This is a genomic window from Antrihabitans stalactiti (assembly GCF_012932915.1).
Lineage (GTDB): Bacteria > Actinomycetota > Actinomycetes > Mycobacteriales > Mycobacteriaceae > Antrihabitans > Antrihabitans stalactiti.
In genome coordinates, this window is record NZ_VCQU01000008.1 from 181,543 (window position 1) to 197,289 (window position 15,747).

Annotated in this window: 12 protein-coding genes; 5 read left to right on the forward strand and 7 right to left on the reverse strand. The window is 64.9% G+C overall.

Features of this window, described 5'->3' with window-relative positions:
• Nucleotides 1-39: 39 nt before the first annotated feature.
• From FGL95_RS22260 to FGL95_RS22280, 5 genes are all read right to left on the reverse strand, one after another.
• The gene (locus FGL95_RS22260) at nt 40-3,684 is read right to left on the reverse strand and encodes an ABC transporter ATP-binding protein (RefSeq protein ID WP_169590834.1); all 3,645 of its coding nucleotides are present in this window, start codon (nt 3,682-3,684) and stop codon (nt 40-42) included.
• Nucleotides 3,685-3,776: 92 nt separating this feature from the next.
• Nucleotides 3,777-4,538, reverse strand: a complete 762-nt coding sequence (locus FGL95_RS22265; RefSeq protein ID WP_169590836.1) for an ABC transporter permease — start codon at nt 4,536-4,538, stop codon at nt 3,777-3,779.
• Nucleotides 4,535-5,530, reverse strand: a complete 996-nt coding sequence (locus tag FGL95_RS22270; protein WP_169590838.1) for an ATP-binding cassette domain-containing protein — start codon at nt 5,528-5,530, stop codon at nt 4,535-4,537. Before FGL95_RS22270 ends, FGL95_RS22265 begins: the two co-directional genes overlap by 4 nt.
• Nucleotides 5,531-5,539: 9 nt before the next feature.
• A complete protein-coding gene (locus FGL95_RS22275) occupies nt 5,540-6,385 on the reverse strand; it encodes an alpha/beta fold hydrolase (RefSeq protein ID WP_240963223.1) in 846 nt (281 codons plus the stop codon).
• 84 nt (nt 6,386-6,469) lie between these two features.
• Nucleotides 6,470-7,174 carry a hypothetical protein gene (locus FGL95_RS22280; RefSeq protein ID WP_169590840.1) on the reverse strand — a complete coding sequence of 235 codons (705 nt, stop codon included), beginning with the start codon at nt 7,172-7,174 and terminating at the stop codon, nt 6,470-6,472.
• 91 nt (nt 7,175-7,265) lie between these two features.
• Between FGL95_RS22280 and FGL95_RS22285 the strand changes: the two genes are divergently transcribed.
• Nucleotides 7,266-8,129, forward strand: coding sequence for a helix-turn-helix transcriptional regulator (locus FGL95_RS22285; protein WP_169590842.1), 864 nt, complete (start codon nt 7,266-7,268; stop codon nt 8,127-8,129).
• Nucleotides 8,126-8,527 (forward strand): VOC family protein, encoded by a 402-nt coding sequence (locus tag FGL95_RS22290; RefSeq protein ID WP_169590844.1) that lies wholly within the window; start codon nt 8,126-8,128, stop codon nt 8,525-8,527. The genes FGL95_RS22285 and FGL95_RS22290 overlap by 4 nt, the downstream gene beginning before the upstream one ends.
• A gap of 40 nt (nt 8,528-8,567) precedes the next feature.
• Here the strand turns inward: FGL95_RS22290 and FGL95_RS22295 are convergent, their stop codons facing one another.
• Both FGL95_RS22295 and FGL95_RS22300 read right to left on the reverse strand, forming a co-directional pair.
• Nucleotides 8,568-11,717, reverse strand: coding sequence for a carboxyl transferase domain-containing protein (locus FGL95_RS22295; protein ID WP_169590845.1), 3,150 nt, complete (start codon nt 11,715-11,717; stop codon nt 8,568-8,570).
• Complete coding sequence (locus FGL95_RS22300) at nt 11,714-12,679, reverse strand: glutathione S-transferase family protein (RefSeq protein WP_169590847.1); 966 nt, start codon at nt 12,677-12,679, stop codon at nt 11,714-11,716. The genes FGL95_RS22295 and FGL95_RS22300 overlap by 4 nt, the downstream gene beginning before the upstream one ends.
• 141 nt (nt 12,680-12,820) lie before the next feature.
• Between FGL95_RS22300 and FGL95_RS22305 the strand changes: the two genes are divergently transcribed.
• The 3 genes from FGL95_RS22305 (at nt 12,821) to FGL95_RS22315 (ending at nt 15,738) form a co-directional block, all read left to right on the forward strand.
• Nucleotides 12,821-13,396, forward strand: a complete 576-nt coding sequence (locus FGL95_RS22305) for a PadR family transcriptional regulator (RefSeq protein ID WP_169590849.1) — start codon at nt 12,821-12,823, stop codon at nt 13,394-13,396.
• A gap of 11 nt (nt 13,397-13,407) precedes the next feature.
• Nucleotides 13,408-14,874 carry a DHA2 family efflux MFS transporter permease subunit gene (locus FGL95_RS22310; protein WP_169590851.1) on the forward strand — a complete coding sequence of 489 codons (1,467 nt, stop codon included), beginning with the start codon at nt 13,408-13,410 and terminating at the stop codon, nt 14,872-14,874.
• Between the two features lie 72 nt (nt 14,875-14,946).
• Nucleotides 14,947-15,738 carry an enoyl-CoA hydratase/isomerase family protein gene (locus tag FGL95_RS22315; RefSeq protein WP_169590853.1) on the forward strand — a complete coding sequence of 264 codons (792 nt, stop codon included), beginning with the start codon at nt 14,947-14,949 and terminating at the stop codon, nt 15,736-15,738.
• Nucleotides 15,739-15,747 lie beyond the last annotated feature (9 nt).

Below are 15,747 nucleotides of genomic sequence, written 5' to 3' on the forward strand. Positions count from 1 at the left end.
CTGAACGCGTGCGCAGAATCCCTGCACTTGGTTGACGTGTCAACTGCGCGCAGTCGAGCCGTTAACCAGGACTTGCCCGGAATCGAAGACCTCGCCGCCTTCTTGATGTGCTGCATCCCACAGCTTCGCGTACGGTCCGCCCGCCGTTCGGAGGGCTTCGTGGCTGCCGGACTCGACGATTGTGCCGTGGTCGACGACGACGATCAGGTCAGCCCGCGCGGCTGTAGCGAGCCGGTGCGCGACGATCACCGCAGTCCGTCGCCGGGTCACAGCCTTGCTCGCTGCAAGCACCACGGCTTCGGTTGCCGGATCGAGAGTCGCCGTTGCTTCGTCGAGCAACAACAGGTCCGGGTCGACCAATTCGGCGCGGGCGAGGGCGACCAGTTGGCGTTGCCCGGCAGACAGCCCTTGACCGCGTTCGCCGATCGGAGTTCGCATACCGGCCGGCAATGCCGCGATCGTCGCCAACGCACCGACCGAGCGCGCCGCAACCTCGATCTCCTCGTCGGTTGCGTCGGGTTTGCCGAAAGCGATGTTGGTGGCGATATCACCGGTGAACAGGTGCGCCTCTTGTGGCACCACACCGAGGCGGGCGCGGTACTCACCGAGTCGGTAGCGCCGAACATCGACGTCGTCCACCGCTACCGACCCGGCCGTCGGGTCGTAGAAGCGGGCGAGCAGTTTGACGATGGACGACTTGCCGGCACCCGTACGTCCGACTAGCGCGACTGTCGTTCCCGCCGGAATGTGCAGATCAACATCTCGCAACGCGGCGGCGTCCTGCTCGCGGTAGCGGAACGTCACGTCGTGCATCGTGACCTCACCACGCAGGTGTCCTTCGATGGGCATGATCTCGTTCGGCTGGGCATCCTCGAGCGAGGTGGGCGTTCGCAGCAACTCGCCGATCCGCCGAAGGCCCACCGCTGCCTGCTGGTAGCCGTCGAACACTTGCGAAAGCTGTTGGATCGGCACGAACAGCAGGCCGAGGTAGAGGACGAAGGCAACGAGTGTGCCGGGCGTCGTTGTCCCCTCGGCCACGTGCCGGGCGCCGACGTAGACCACTGCAGCCAGCGCGAGATCCGAAAGCAGCGCGATGAACGGAAAGTAGATCGAGATCGCTTGCTGAGATCGCATCCGACTGCGCCGGTAGCTCTCTGCACGTTCGGCAAACCGCTGCGCCGCGAAATCTTCGCGGCGATACGCCTGAGACGCGCGCAGGCCCGCGATGTTCTCCTGGAAGTCGGCGTTGACGATCGAGATTCGTTCCCGAGACGTCGTGTACGCCGCCGACGAGAGCCGGCGGAACACCACAGTGGCAACGAGCAGCGGCGGGATCACCATCACCGCGACAAGTCCGAGCGATAGGTCGGTGACCAGCAGGGCGACGGACACGCCGCCGAGAACTGCCACGCTCAGCACAGCGGTCGACAGTCCGGTCTGGAGAAAGGTCGACAACGCATCGACGTCGGTGGTCATGCGGGTCATGATTCGGCCGGACAGTTCGCGTTCGTAGTAATCGAGACCGAGCCGCTGCAGATGCGCATAGCTGCGGACGCGGAGTCCGAACAACACACGCTCGCCGGCGCGCGCGGAGATCAACGTTGTAGCCGCAACGACGAACCAGTCGATGAGCACGAGGACCGCACCGAGTGCGCTCGCCTCCCACAACGCCGACGCCTGACCGAGCGAAACACCGTGGTCGATGGCGTAGCGCACGATGGACGGAAAGGCGATGACGATCGCCGAATCGATTGCCAGACACGCGACGACGGCGGCCAACAGCCAGCGCACCGGCCTGAGCATCTTCGACAACGCGAACTCGGGATCGGGCTGACGGAGTGCGGCGGTATCCAAGCCCGGTTGCTCGGTTGCAGGTGGTAGCGCGGCGATGGCCGCGAGCATGGCCGGCGTAGGCGGCATCGAGCCGACCGCCGCTGAGACCGGTCCGCTGAAACCAGGGGGAGCGGTCGTCTCTTTCGTGGCCGGGAGATCGATCTGCTGCTCAGGCCAGAGTTCTGGGTTGGCTGCTACGCCGGCCGCTCCCAACTCCACCACGCGATCGGCGAAGGCCAGCGTCGAATTTCGGTGGGCGAGAATGATCGTCGTTCTAAAGCTGTCGGCCGGCAGTGCGGCAAAGATCGCGGCCTCGGTCGTCGCGTCGACCGCAGAGGTCGCGTCGTCGAGGATCAGTACCCGCGGCTCGACGAGCAGTGCGCGGGCCAGTGCGATGCGTTGGCGTTGGCCGCCGGAGAGCGTCAACCCTCGCTCACCGATGACCGTGTCGTAGCCGTCGGCAAGCTCGGAAATGAAGTCGTCGGCCGCGGCGATCTTTGCGACCCTGCGGATTTCCTCCGTCGTCGCGTCGGGCTTGCCCAGCGCGATGTTCGCGGCGACGGTGTCGGAGAACAGGAACGGTTCGTCGAACACGATGCCTATCGCCGCGCGCAACTGGTCCGCTGCGACCTCGGCAATATCGACCTCGGAGCCGCCCGGTCCGGTCAATACGACTGCGCCGCTGCGCGGGGCGTAGAAGCGCGGCAGCAGCAACGACAATGCCGTCTTCCCCGAACCCGCCGGACCGACGATCGCGACAGTTTCACCCGGCGCAACGGTGAGGTTCAGACCGCGCAGGACGTCGTGCTCAGGATCGAAACCGAAACTGACGTTGCGAAAGTCCACACCGAGCGGACCATGCGGCACGTCGACAGGGGAGTGCGGGTCGGCGACCGTCGGCACGGTGTCGATCACCTCGAAGACCCTGTCGACCGCAGCGCGGGCAAGCTGGGCCAGCACGACGACCGACGACAAGACTCGCGTCGTACTCGTCATCGTGGCTGTATAGGCCGCGAACGCGAGAAATGTGCCGACCGTGATGTTTCCGTGCAAGGCAAGGAAGCCGCCGAAGGCCACGACGGCCACGAGGCCGAACTCGGGGAGGACCGTCATCGTCGGCGCGAACCGCGAATTGATGAATGCGGCGCGCATCCGCTCGGCGTAGAGCGTCCGGCCGAGTTGTTCGAGCCGGTCGGTCACGCGACGCTCCTGGCCGAACCCCTTTACGACGCGCACCCCGGTGACTGTCTCTTCGACGTGCTGCGCAAGGTCCGCCGCGCGCTGCTGTGCCGACCACGTCGCCGCATGCACCGTCGGCCGGACTTTGTAAACGATCAGCGCGACTGCCGGAACGATCAGCAGCGCGACCACCGTGAGCAACGGACTGAGCACTGTCATGACCGCGACCGCAAGACCGAACTGCAGCAACGCACCCGCCGACAGCGGCACCATCGCGAGCAAACCCTGGACCAATTGCAGGTCCGAGATCGATCGAGACACAACCTGGCCGGTGCGAATTCGGTCCTGACCGTGGCCGTCCAGGCGCTGGAGCGACGACAACAGCGATAGCCGCAGATCGTGCTGGACGCCGAGCGACATTCGTCCGGCAAGCATCCGCCGCCCGTACTGGCACGCGAACCGAACGACGGCCAACACGGCTAGCAAGGCCGCCACTGCGCCGATCTTTTCGACGGCACCTGCTCCCGCAGCATCGACGGCAGTCTTGGTGAGCAGCGGACCGACGATCTCGATCAACGCTCCGACTGCCGTGGCCGCCAACGCCCCGATCGTGACTCCGCGATGGGCCCAGCACTGGCCCCACAGCCTGCGTATCCACCCGTCGTCGCTCATCGTTTTCCACCGTAGACCGACGCTCCGACACCCCCACCCTCGTGAGTCTTTTAGGAGTCCCTGGACTCCTAAAAGACTCACGACCCGTCAACTCACGTGACGTCTCGGGTCCGCGCTACCAACCAGCCGGCACCGACGAATACGACGGCGTAGATGAACATGAGAATCGGTGGAATCGGCCAGGGTGGAAAGAGATCCGTTTCCTCGGCGTTGCCGCCGATCATCGTGCCGAAGGTGGTGAACAGCGGCAGCCAATAGCGCACGGGGTCGGCGCCGAGCCCGGCAAGGATCGTGCCAAGGACGAGGTCACCGATCGGGCCCGCCGTCACGACGAGGACGGCCGCGAGGCTCGACCCGAACAGCATGCCGAACCCGGCGCCGATCACGCCCCAGCACACGATGACGTAGAGACCGAGTGCGAGCGATGCGAGGACGTCGCCGTCGAATGTGGCGTCGCCGGTCGAGAACACGAATACGACGAGCACGCTGACGATCTCGATCACGAGTCCGTAGAAGAGGGCGAACGCGGCAGTGACGAGAATTTTCGCGCCGAGTACGCCGTCGCGACCGGAGGCGGTCAGGAAGGTCGGGGTCAGCGTCTTGTGCGCGAATTCCGTGCCGGCGTTGAGCGCGCCGAAAAGTCCGGCGAACATGATCGTCGTGAAGACGGCGACGATGAGTCCGGCGAAGGCGGCGACGGCGATGAGTTCGTTGCTCTGAAAATCGTCGGTGTCGCGTAATACGCTCGCGGAGAACGCGCTTGCGCCAAGCCCGACAAGCAGCGGGCCGATCATCAGGGCCCACCAGAACCGCAGTGTGATCACCTTGCGGAATTCGGCTTTCAACAGATTCATCGCGGAACTCCGTCGGTCGGACCGTGGTAGTAGCCCGGTGGTGGCGAGTAGGTCTGCGGTGGCGGTGCGTGCTGTGCAGCGAACTGTCCGGACGTCAACTGCAGAAAGACGTGCTCGAGATCGACGCTGTCGAGGGCGGTGCCGAAGACTTCGATGCCCGCGGACCGCGCAACACTGTCGATCTGCTCCTTCGTGAGTCCCGCTACCGCGAGCCGGCCGTCGGGAACCATGTGCGCGTCGGTGATGCCTTTGGCGACCAGCGCATTCGCCAACCCGAACGGGCTGGAGGCCGCGACGAGAATCCTGCTTCGATTCGCGCCACGCAATGCATCGAGCGCACCTTGGTACACCAGGGATCCGCGACTGATGATGACGACGTTGTCGACCGTTTGCTCGACTTCACGCAGGATATGGCTCGAAATCAAGACCGTTCCACCACGTTTCGCGTACGACCGCAAGAAGTCGCGGAGCCAGGCAATGCCTTCGGGGTCGAGCCCGTTTGCCGGTTCGTCGAGAATCAGGACCGGCGGATCGCCGAGCACCGCCGTCGCGAGGGCGAGCCGTTGCCGCATGCCCAGCGAGAACGTCCCGGCGCGCCTGTTGGCCACCTCGGCGAGGCCGACGAGACCGAGAACCTCACGCGCTCGGGTATCGGGCACCCCGATCGCGGCTGCGTAGACCTTCAGATGACCGAGTGCGGTCCGCTTGGGGTGCAGGCTGAGTGAGTCGAGCACCGCACCGACCGCTCGCGCGGGATCCGCGATGTTGGTGAAGGGAACCGAGCCGACCGTCGCTGTGCCGGCAGTCGGCCGGATCAGGCCGAGCATCATGCGCAGAGTCGTCGTTTTCCCAGCGCCGTTCGGACCGAGAAATCCGGTCACCGAGCCTGGGGGAGCGGCGAAGCTCAGGTTGTTGACCGCGATCGTCGAGCGAAACTGTTTGGTGAGGCCATGGACCTCGAGGTACGCGCCTTGCCACAATCCCGAAGTCACCGGGCCAGATTAGCCCGCGCGGCGAATCTCCTGGGCAACGAACGGCATGACGGCCGCAAGGAATTCGTCCGGTCTGTCCAGTTGGGGGCAATGACCGCAATCGGGAATCACGACGACCCGCCGTGCCGGTCCGTCGACGAAACTGCGGGCTTTACGTGACGGAGTCAGGACATCGTGTTGGCCCCACAGCAGCAATACCGGGACGGTCGCTTCCCTGATCATCCGTCTGATCGGCAGCGCGGCGATACTCGCGAGAACGCGACGTCCGGTTGGCAGCAGCGAAAGGACATTCGCCTTCTCGGCGTAGTAGCGATCGAAGCCGGTACGCATGACCGCGAACCCAGGCTGCAGCGGATGCCGCATCGCCCCAGCGGCGTACGCGAGGCCGATGCCGTGCCGGAGCAACGGCGACGGTATCGGAAACGCTGCTGTTCGGAGTAGCAGCTCGGTGGGCCGTGACATGACAACGCCCCAAGCCTTGGGCAAACGGTCGATACCCGGCATATCAGCGAGAACAACTCGGTCGACGAGTTCGGGGTGTGCAGTCGCGAGCGCGAGTGCGGTGACAGCACCGAGCGAGTTGCCGATGACCATGACCGGTCCGTTCGCTTCCGCGCGGAGCAACTCGCGAAGGAGTTCGACGTAGCCAGGGATCAAAGGGTCCGACATCGCTCGCGACGCTCGACCGAAACCAGGCAGATCCACGGCCAGCACGCGGAAATGGGCACCGAGGGTCGGGACTACTTTGTGCCAGGTCGCAGAGTTGTCCGCGAAACCGTGGATGAGCAGCAACGTCTGCGGACCATTGCCCGAACGCTCGACGTGGAGCGCGATTTCGGCTGTGTTGTGCGGCATCGAACATCACCTCGCTTCGACGACATTGTCATTGCAGAGGTGACGAACGTTACAGGCGCAGCGCCCGTTTCACGCCTTTCGTTATCAACTCTCAACCGCGGGTAGAGGGTCCGGATCGATGATCAGCTTCTCCGCTGGCCATCGCGCGGGAGCGGGTCCGAATGCGTTGCGCGCGTTGTTGATCACGCCTTTCCCCAGCGTGCGGTTACCGACACCGCCGATCACTGCGCCGATGCCGGCTGGGATGATCTTGCCCGCCATCAGGGCCGCACGCTTCGCGACGAAGCGGGAAATGAACTTCTTGAGCAGCGAGTCGTTCATGTCTTTGATGCCGGGGATGCGGCTGCCGAGCAGCGAACCCCAGTTCTTTGCGCCGTGCCCAGCCGTCCGTTCGACGATGTCCATCCCGCTCTCGCCGAGCGCGACCGCCAGCACGAGCGCCTTGCGGTGTTCGTTGTCTTCGGGCGAGATTCCGTGGACCGACGCGATCGCCAACGTCAGCAGGGCTGAGGCCTCCAGAAAGAAGGCGGTCTCGGCACCGGCTGCGGCCAGCGCCGCCGCGGTGCCGACGCCGGGCGCGGCAGCCGTTGCTCCAACGGCGCTACCGCTGCCGGTGACCGCAAGCAGGAACATCTTCTCGAGGCGCTCGATGATCTCGGCGGGGCTCTCGTTGGGATGTGACCGCCTGACGCGGTTGACGTACTTGTTCACAGTGGGTGCCTGGAGGCGGCTGCCGTCATCGAGCACAGCCTTCACCGCACCCTCGACCTTGTCCTTCAAGAACGCCATCGCTGCCCACCTTTTCTAAGTCGCTCTGGTCGGAAGAGAACTCTATGGCAACGAACGGACATTCCGGTCTGTTCCGCCTACCCTCGAAACTATGACCGGCGTCTCGGATGGCGCATTCAGCCTCCCCACCCCAAGGCTGCGCCAATTCGTGCGCGGCTACGAGGGATACTGGCTCTCGGGCTTCCCGCCTGGGAAACACGTCGGAATGCCGTCGACCAGCCTGACTGTGATCATCACCATCGGTGACCCGCTCGAAATCGCCGAGGCGTCGCATCCAGACCAGCACTCGACGTCCTGGACCTCGCTCGCGAGTGGCATCACCGTGGTCCCGTGCACCATCGCGCACGACGGAAACCAACACGGCATTCAGGTGGGGCTGACACCGCTCGGCGCGCGAGCGATCTTCGGGATGCCGACGGCCGAACTCGGCGCCTGGATGGTCGATCTCGACGACATTCTGGGCGCCGATGCCCGCGAGCTGCGTGACCGCGTTTCGTCGACGCCGGACTGGCGAAGACGGTTCGCGGTACTCGACGAGATCTTTTCGCGGCGGGCCGAGCGGTGTTCGATTCACGACGCCCCCATGAACCCGGCGCTCGAGCAGGCGTGGTCGATGCTCGCCGGAAACGACGGACAAGCACGCGTCGGCGACGTCGCCGAGGAGATCGGCTGGAGCCGACGTCATCTGGTGAATCAGTTCACGGCGGAATTCGGGATCACGCCGAAGGACTCGGCCAGGATTGCGCGGTTCAGCGCCGCTCATGCGATTTTGCGTCGACCCGAAATTCCTTCGCTGGCCGACGTCGCCGCAATGTGCGGATACTACGACCAAGCGCACATGGCCAGGGATTGGCGCGATCTCGCGGGTATGTCGCCGTCGAAATGGCGCGCGAGCGAGGTGTTCACATTCGTCCAAGACTCGACGACACCGGAGCTCGCAGACTTGGCGGTATGAACGAGACAGCACTTGCCCAGACAACGATTTTTCCGATCGTCCAGTACCGCGACGCGCGTGCTGCGATCCGGTTCCTTGTCGACGCTTTCGGTTTCGAAGAGGCGGCGGTGTACGGCGAAGGTGACCGAGTCGACCATGCTCAGCTGAACTGGCCCGGCGGCGGCGCCGTCATGCTCAGTTCGGGCGGCCGCGAAGGCGGCGGACTCGACGACCACCCGGTCGGCGCTGGCTCCGTCTACATCGTGATCGACAATCCCGACGAATTGTTCGAGCGCGCGGTCGCCGCGGGCGCGACGGTCAGCCGCGGGTTGCGCGACGAAGATTACGGGTCGCGGGGCTTTTCGGTCCGCGACCCGGAGGGCGTGTTCTGGAGCTTCGGGACCTACGCGGGCACCTGACCCCGTGCGCGCGTCTCACCCTTCCGGGGGTGAAATTCGCTCACAGTTTGAGACGGCTGATCCAGGCTCGGGAGTCGGCAGGGTCGATGACGTCGTCGAGTTCGAAGGTCGTTGCGGCGTACAGGGCCTTGCCACGTTCGTAAGCCATGGCGACGAGTTGGTCGAACAGTTCGGCGGGGTTGTCCGCGGCTTCGAGCTCCTTACGGAACCCCAGCCGGACCGCACCTTCCAAGCCCATGGGTCCGATCTCGCCGGTCGGCCACGCGACCGTGAACTGACCGGCGTGGAACGAGCCGCCCGCCATTGCCATCGCACCGAGGCCGTAGCCCTTGCGCAGGACGATGGTCCCGAACGGAACGGTCAGACGTGCGCCCGCGATGAACATCCGGCCGAACCGCCGGACCGTCGCCTCCTTCTCGGACTCCGGCCCGACCATGAAACCTGGTGTGTCACAAAGCGTCACAACTGGAAGGTTGTGCGACTGGCACAGGGTCAGGAAATCGGCAGCCTTGTCGGACGCTTCGGCATCGATCGCGCCGCCGAGGTGATGACTGCTGTTCGCGAGCATGCCGAACGCGGCGCCTTCGACGCGGACGAGCGCGGTAACGACGCCGACGCCGTAATCGGGACGCAACTCGAGGACCGACCCGACGTCAGCGATCGACTCGATGGCCTTGCGGACGTCGTAGGCGCGTAACCGGTTCTCCGGCACGACGTGTCGCGAGATCCGTGGGTCCGGCGCGGTCCACTCGCTGACGTCGCCTTGGAAGTAGGACAGGTACTGCTTGGCCAGCGCGACCGCGTGAGCGTCGTCGCGTGCGACGAGATAGACGACGCCGTTTCGGCGCTGGACCTCGATGGGACCGATGTCGGTAGGGCGATGGGTGCCGAGCCCGCCGCCCTCGACCATCGCCGGACCGCCCATCCCGATGTTGGCATCGGGCGTGGCGATCAGCACGTCGCATACGCCTGCCAGAGCAGCGTTTCCGGCGAAGCAGCGACCTGACACGACGGCGACCAGCGGCACCGAACCGTTCAGTGCGGCGAGCGATTTGAAGGTGTCCAGATCGAGGCCGAACGCGGCGCCGGCGTCCGTATCGCCTGGTCTGCCGCCACCTCCCTCGGCGAACAGCACGACCGGAACCTGCTGCCGTGTCGCAAGTTCCAGCAGTCGGTCGGTCTTGGAGTGGTTGCGCATGCCCTGCGTACCGGCAAGGACCGTGTAGTCGTACGACATCACCACGGCGGATGCCGCTGCCGCGCCGAAGGTTTCGGCGCCGATGGTGGCAAGACCGCCGATCAGGCCGTCGGCGGGTGTGTTGTCGATCAGGTCCTGCTCGCTACGCCGACTGCGTTGCGCGGCAAGGGCGAGTGCCCCGTATTCGACGAGACTGCCGTCGTCGACGAGGTCCAGGATGTTTTCGCGCGCCATACGCCTGCCCGTGCTGTGGCGCTTCGCGACTGCCGCGGGCCGTGCCTCGTCGAGCGTGCGTCGGTGGCGGTCGAGGACTTCGGCGAGATCGCTCCGGACGGTGTCGAGATCGTTGATCACGTTGGCGGTCAACGCAGTGTCGGTGCCGGTTGCGCGCACGATCGCGAGGACGTCGCCTGTCGTGAGGGCCTGACCGGGACGGGCGAGGACCCGGACCACTTCGGCATCGTGCGACGCCGGCTGCGCGTGCTGCATCTTCATCGCCTCCAGCACGGCGACCGGCGACCCGGTCGCGACCACGTCTCCTTCGGTGGCGATTTCGACGACGACGCCGCTGAGGTTCGTGCGGATGGCGGTCTCGTCGGCACGCAATTCGATGGTGGGGGTCGCGGCTGCCGGATGGGCGTCCAGTGCGCGTGCGGCGAGGTCGACGAGCCGGTCGCCGAGCCACGACGTCGACACCGCTCCCGGTTCGAAAGTCTTGTCGGACAGTACTGCCCGCAGGAACGCGATGTTGGTGGCGATGCCGTCGATATCGAACTCGGCGAGCGCGGCGTCGGCTTTGTCGACAAGCGCGGCGAGGTCGTCGGTGTGAGTGATCACCTTGGCGAGCAGGGAGTCGTACCGCGGGCTGAGGCGCAGCCCCCGGCGGCCGAAGGTGTCGACGCGAACGCCACGGCCGGTCGGCGGTGCGAAGGAAGTCAGCGTCCCCGCCGTGGGCACGACGTTGCCGAGTTCGTCGAACGTCTCCATGTTCACGCGAGCCTGCAACGCGAAACCGTGTGCGGCAGAACTCAGGTGGTCGGTCGACTTGCCCTGCGCGATGTCGAGTTGCACGCCGACCAAGTCCAGTCCGGTGACCTCCTCGGTGACGGTGTGTTCGACCTGAATTCGCGGGTTGACCTCGAGAAACACGAATTCGTTTCCCTTGACGAGGAATTCGACCGTCGCGAGGCCGCGGTAACCGTGCGATGAACACAACCGCGTGGCAGCGGCGTGCAATGCCTCTCGCGTCGTGTCCGAAAGGTTCGGCGCTGGTGCGATTTCGATCAGCTTCTGCTGCCTTCGCTGCACACTGCAATCGCGATCGCCCAGTGCCACCGCAGCGCTGCCGTCTCCGGCAATCTGTACCTCGATGTGGCGCGCATCCGTGAAGAGCGCCTCGGCGAACAGGTCCGAGTTGCCGAAGCCCAGCAGTGCCTCCGCCGCGCACGCGCGGTATGCGTCGTCGACCTCGGACTCGTTGTGCACCAAGCGTATTCCGCGTCCACCGCCGCCGGCGAGCGCTTTGATGACGATGCCGTCGGCATGCTCGGCCAGGAAGGCCCGGACCTGTTCGACCGTCGCCCCAGCGTCCGTTGCAGGCAGCACCGGTACGTCGGCGTCGATCGCCGCGGCCCGTGCCCCGACCTTGTCGCCGAACAGTCGCAGCGTCGCCGAATCGGGTCCGACGAACGTAAGTTTGGCGTTGGTGCACGCGTCGGCGAATTCGGCATTCTCGCTGAGGAATCCGTAGCCGGGATGGACAAGCGTGCAGCCGGTCGATGTCGCTGCGGCGAGTAGAGCCTGCTGATTCAGATACCCAGCGGGGCCGGAATCGCCCAGTGCCACTGCGGTGGTCGCCGCATGCACGTGCGGGCTGTCGGCGTCGTCGTCGGCGTAGACGGCGACGGTGTCGAAGCCGCGTTCGCGCGCGGTCCGGATGATGCGGAGTGCAATCTCGCCACGGTTGGCGACGAGGATCGACACGCGCGTCATGCGGTGTGTCCGGCCGGAACGGCTTCGGCAGGCTTCGGTGGCGCTGGGGGAGTGCCTTCGCCGAACGGGCTGCCTCCCAGGGCTTCCCGGCCGTGCGGGTCGTGCCAGTTGGCTAGGTCCGGACCTTGGGGGACGATCTGCGTCGGATTGATATTCGTATGGACCTTGTAGTAGTGCTCCTTGATCTGGGGAAAGTCGATCGTGTCGCCGAAACCCGGCGTGTGGAACAGATCGCGCGCATACGCCCACAGCACCGGCAACTCCGACAGCTTGTTCCGATTGACCTTGAAATGGCCGTGGTAGACCGAATCGAACCGAACCAGCGTGGTGAACAGGCGGATATCGGCCTCCGTGATCGTGTCGCCGACCAGGTAGCGCTGCGTCGCCAGGCGGTCGGTCAACCAGTCGAGGCGAGCGAAGAGCCGGTCGTAACCCTTGTCGTACACCTCCTGCGAGGTCGCGAAACCGCACCGGTAGACGCCGGAGTTGATGTCTTTGTAGACCAGTTCGTTGACCTCGTCGATCTCGGCGCGCAGGGCGGCCGGATAGAGGTCCGGTGCGCCGTCGCGGTGAAAAGCCTTCCACTCCAACGAGAAATCGAGGGTGATCTGCGCATAGTCGTTGGTGACGACTTGACCAGTCGGGACGTCGACGATCGCAGGAACGGTGATGCCGTGCTCGTATCCAGGGAAGCGGGCGAAGTATGCCTCCTGGATTCGTGGGATCCGCAAGACGGGGTCTACGCCGCCAGGGTCGAGGTCGAAGGTCCAACTGCGCTCGTCGTGGGTCGGTCCGCACATGCCCATCGAGATGACGTCTTCGAGTCCGAGGAGCCGGCGAACGATCACGGTGCGATTCGCCCACGGGCACGCCCGCGCTACGACGAGTCGGTATCGATTGGGCTCGACGGGGTAACCGTCGCGTCCGTCGGCCGTGATGCGGGTCTTGATGAATTCCGGCATCGAATCACTGTAGCCAACCCCCTGATTGCGACTCCGCGTGTTGTGCCCGCGACTTCCGCGCCGTATATTCCGGACGGAATAATTGGTGCGGACCATGTCGGACCGTCCCGCTAACGTCGTTCGGGTGGAGGTGATGGGGAGATGACGTTGACGCCGTTGGGTATCTCGGTGCTCGCGCTGTTGGCCGAACGCCCCATGCATCCGTACGAGATGTATCAGCTCCTCGTGCAGCGACGAGAAGACCGAATCGTCAAGGTCCGGCCGGGCTCGCTCTATCACACGGTCGATCGCCTGGCCGAGCAGAAGTTGGTCCGCGCGACCGGGACCGACAGGGAAGGAAACCGGCCCGAACGGACGATGTACGAGGTCACTCACGAAGGTGAGGAGGTGCTGAGGGCGCGAATCACCGAGCTTCTCGGCGCTCCGATCCGCGAGTATCCGTTGTTTCCGGTTGCGCTGGCGGAGTCGCACAATCTGCCTGCGCACGAGGTCGCGCAATTGTTGAAAGAACGAATAGAACTGCTTCACAACGATATCGACGAACTTGACGCCGTCGCGCAAGTAGCACGCGAACTCGACGTCCCCAGAGTGTTCTGGCTTGCCGTCGAATACACCGGAACCATCCAAAAAGCCGAGGCGAAATGGCTCAGCGAACTTGTGAGTCAGATCGACAGCGGCGAGTTGCCGTGGCTGATCAGAAGCCCCAACGAGAAGTAAGGACGATCAACATGGAGAAAGTGCTCAATCCATGGCGCGCGCTGGGCGCGCTGTGCCTGGGGTTCTTCATGATCCTGCTGGACATGACGATCGTGTCCGTCGCCAATGTCGCGATCATGAACGACCTGCGTACCGACATCAACAACGTCATCTGGGTGACGAGCGCCTACTTGCTTGCGTACGCCGTGCCGCTGCTCATCACCGGCCGATTGGGAGATCGCTTCGGCCCCAAGAACATCTATCTTGGCGGCTTGGTGCTGTTCACCATTGCTTCCCTGTTCTGCGGGCTGTCGCAGAACATCGAAATGCTGATTACCGCCCGGGTGTTCCAGGGCTTCGGCGCAGCGATGATGACGCCGCAGCCGATGGCCGTCATCACGAGGATCTTCCCGCCGGACAAGCGCGGCGCAGCAATGGGCCTCTGGGGTTCAGTCGCGGGTGTCGCGTCGCTGGTCGGGCCGATCGCGGGTGGCCTCCTCGTCGACGGACCTGGTTGGCAGTGGATCTTCTACGTGAACGTGCCGGTCGGCCTCATTGCGTTCGGAATGGCATGGATCTTCGTTCCGGCGCTCGAGACCCATGAGCATCGCTTCGACTTCCTCGGTATCGCGTTGAGCGCGATCGGTCTGTTCTGCCTCGTCTTCGGACTCCAAGAGGGCAACAACTACGACTGGTCGGCCGGCATCTGGCTGCTGATCGCATTCGGCGTCGCGGTGCTCATCGCTTTCATTTGGTACCAGTCGCGCGTCAAGACCGAACCGCTGTTGCCGCTCTCGCTGTTCAAGGAACGCAACTTCTCGCTCGCCAACGTGGGCATCACGGCAATGGCCTTCGCGATCACAGCGATGTTCCTGCCTGCGATGTTCTACGCCCAGGCGGTCCGCGGCTTCTCGCCGACCAAGTCGGCCTTCCTGTTCGCGCCGATGGCCATCGTCACCGGAGTCCTCGCCCCGTTCGTCGGCAAGCTGGTCGACAAGACGCATCCGCGAATCATTCCCGCGGTCGGGTTCGCGAGCTTCTCGATCTCGCTGGTGTGGTTCGCCGCAGTCATGCAAACCGACACCGAGATCTGGAAGTACATGGCTCCGATCGTGTTGATGGGTGTCGGCAATGCCTGCATCTGGGCACCGCTCGCAGCTACCGCAACGCACGACCTTCCGCCGATGCAGGCGGGTGCGGGAGCCGGCGTCTACAACACGACACGGCAGGTCGGGTCCGTGCTCGGCAGTGCCGCGGTCGCGGCGCTTATCGTCTCGCGGTTGTCGGCCCATGGCATCGACGGCGGTGCCGCCGAAGGCCAGACCGGTGCGTTGCCGCCATTCGTGCGCGAGGCGTTCAATTCAGCGCTGGCGGAATCGCTGCTGCTCCCTGCCGGAGTGTTGGTGATCGGCTTCATTGCGTCGATGTTGTTCGCCAGTACACGCCGCCCGCAGGAGTTGCCGAAGCCGGTCGAGGACGTCGCCGTGCCTGCCGCCTAGTCGGGCGGAGCCCGCCATCGAAAAATAAGCGGCGCTGACAACTTGTTGTTCAGCGCCGCTTACTGTGAGGGGATGAACTCGCCCCGTACGCGCTTGGAACGCGAAACGACAGAGGCCGGAGCTGAATTCGCGGTCCTCACGCTGGATAGTCCGCCGCTGAACCTCTTCGACCAGGAGTTGGTGGAGTCGCTCATCGCGAATGTGGCGATTCTTGATGAGGCTCCACCGCGGGCGGTGCTGCTGCGCGCCGAGGGCAAGGTCGTGTCGGGCGGCGTGGATGTCCATATGTTCGACGGGCTCAGCGTCGAAGAGGGCGCGCAGCTGTGGCGCCGACTTTTCGCCGACATCATCCATCCGATCGAGTCGCTACCGTGCCCGGTCGTGTTTGCGGCGCACGGTCTCACCTTGACCGCCGCGCTGGAGATCGCCCTGGCGTGCGACATCATCGTCGCCGCACCAAAGGCCAAATTCGGGCTGGTGGAGACCGTCGTGGGGTTGACGCCCTCGATGGGCGGGCCGCAGCGGCTGGCGGAACGCGCGGGGTCAGGTCGTGCCCGCGAATTCGTCATGACCGGCGACCTCTACGACGCCGCGACCCTGCACTCCTGGGGAGTCGTCAACGCCGTGCACGAGGACGTCGATGCGGCCGCGCGGGCACTCGTCGCGCGCCTCGCCGACGGACCGACTCGCGCGCACCACGCGACGAAGCAGATCATCGCCGCTTGGCGTTCCGGCGGTGTGGCGCATGCGGACGACATCACGCCGGACGTATCGGGAGCGCTGTTCGACACCGAGGACCTGCGCGGTGCCGTACGGAGTTTCCTCGATGTCGGCCCGGGAAAGGCGACTTACCGAGGCGTTTGAGGTCGCCGT

What these genes read in the sequence shown, in the direction of transcription:
- FGL95_RS22260 (WP_169590834.1), bottom strand. Translation starts at nt 3,684, where the DNA reads ATGAGCGACGACGGGTGGATACGCAGGCTGTGGGGCCAGTGCTGGGCC.
- FGL95_RS22265 (WP_169590836.1), bottom strand. Translation starts at nt 4,538, where the DNA reads ATGAATCTGTTGAAAGCCGAATTCCGCAAGGTGATCACACTGCGGTTC.
- FGL95_RS22275 (WP_240963223.1), bottom strand. Translation starts at nt 6,385, where the DNA reads ATGCCGCACAACACAGCCGAAATCGCGCTCCACGTCGAGCGTTCGGGC.
- FGL95_RS22280 (WP_169590840.1), bottom strand. Translation starts at nt 7,174, where the DNA reads ATGGCGTTCTTGAAGGACAAGGTCGAGGGTGCGGTGAAGGCTGTGCTC.
- FGL95_RS22285 (WP_169590842.1), top strand. Translation starts at nt 7,266, where the DNA reads ATGACCGGCGTCTCGGATGGCGCATTCAGCCTCCCCACCCCAAGGCTG.
- FGL95_RS22290 (WP_169590844.1), top strand. Translation starts at nt 8,126, where the DNA reads ATGAACGAGACAGCACTTGCCCAGACAACGATTTTTCCGATCGTCCAG.
- FGL95_RS22295 (WP_169590845.1), bottom strand. Translation starts at nt 11,717, where the DNA reads ATGACGCGCGTGTCGATCCTCGTCGCCAACCGTGGCGAGATTGCACTC.
- FGL95_RS22300 (WP_169590847.1), bottom strand. Translation starts at nt 12,679, where the DNA reads ATGCCGGAATTCATCAAGACCCGCATCACGGCCGACGGACGCGACGGT.
- FGL95_RS22305 (WP_169590849.1), top strand. Translation starts at nt 12,821, where the DNA reads ATGACGTTGACGCCGTTGGGTATCTCGGTGCTCGCGCTGTTGGCCGAA.
- FGL95_RS22310 (WP_169590851.1), top strand. Translation starts at nt 13,408, where the DNA reads ATGGAGAAAGTGCTCAATCCATGGCGCGCGCTGGGCGCGCTGTGCCTG.
- FGL95_RS22315 (WP_169590853.1), top strand. Translation starts at nt 14,947, where the DNA reads ATGAACTCGCCCCGTACGCGCTTGGAACGCGAAACGACAGAGGCCGGA.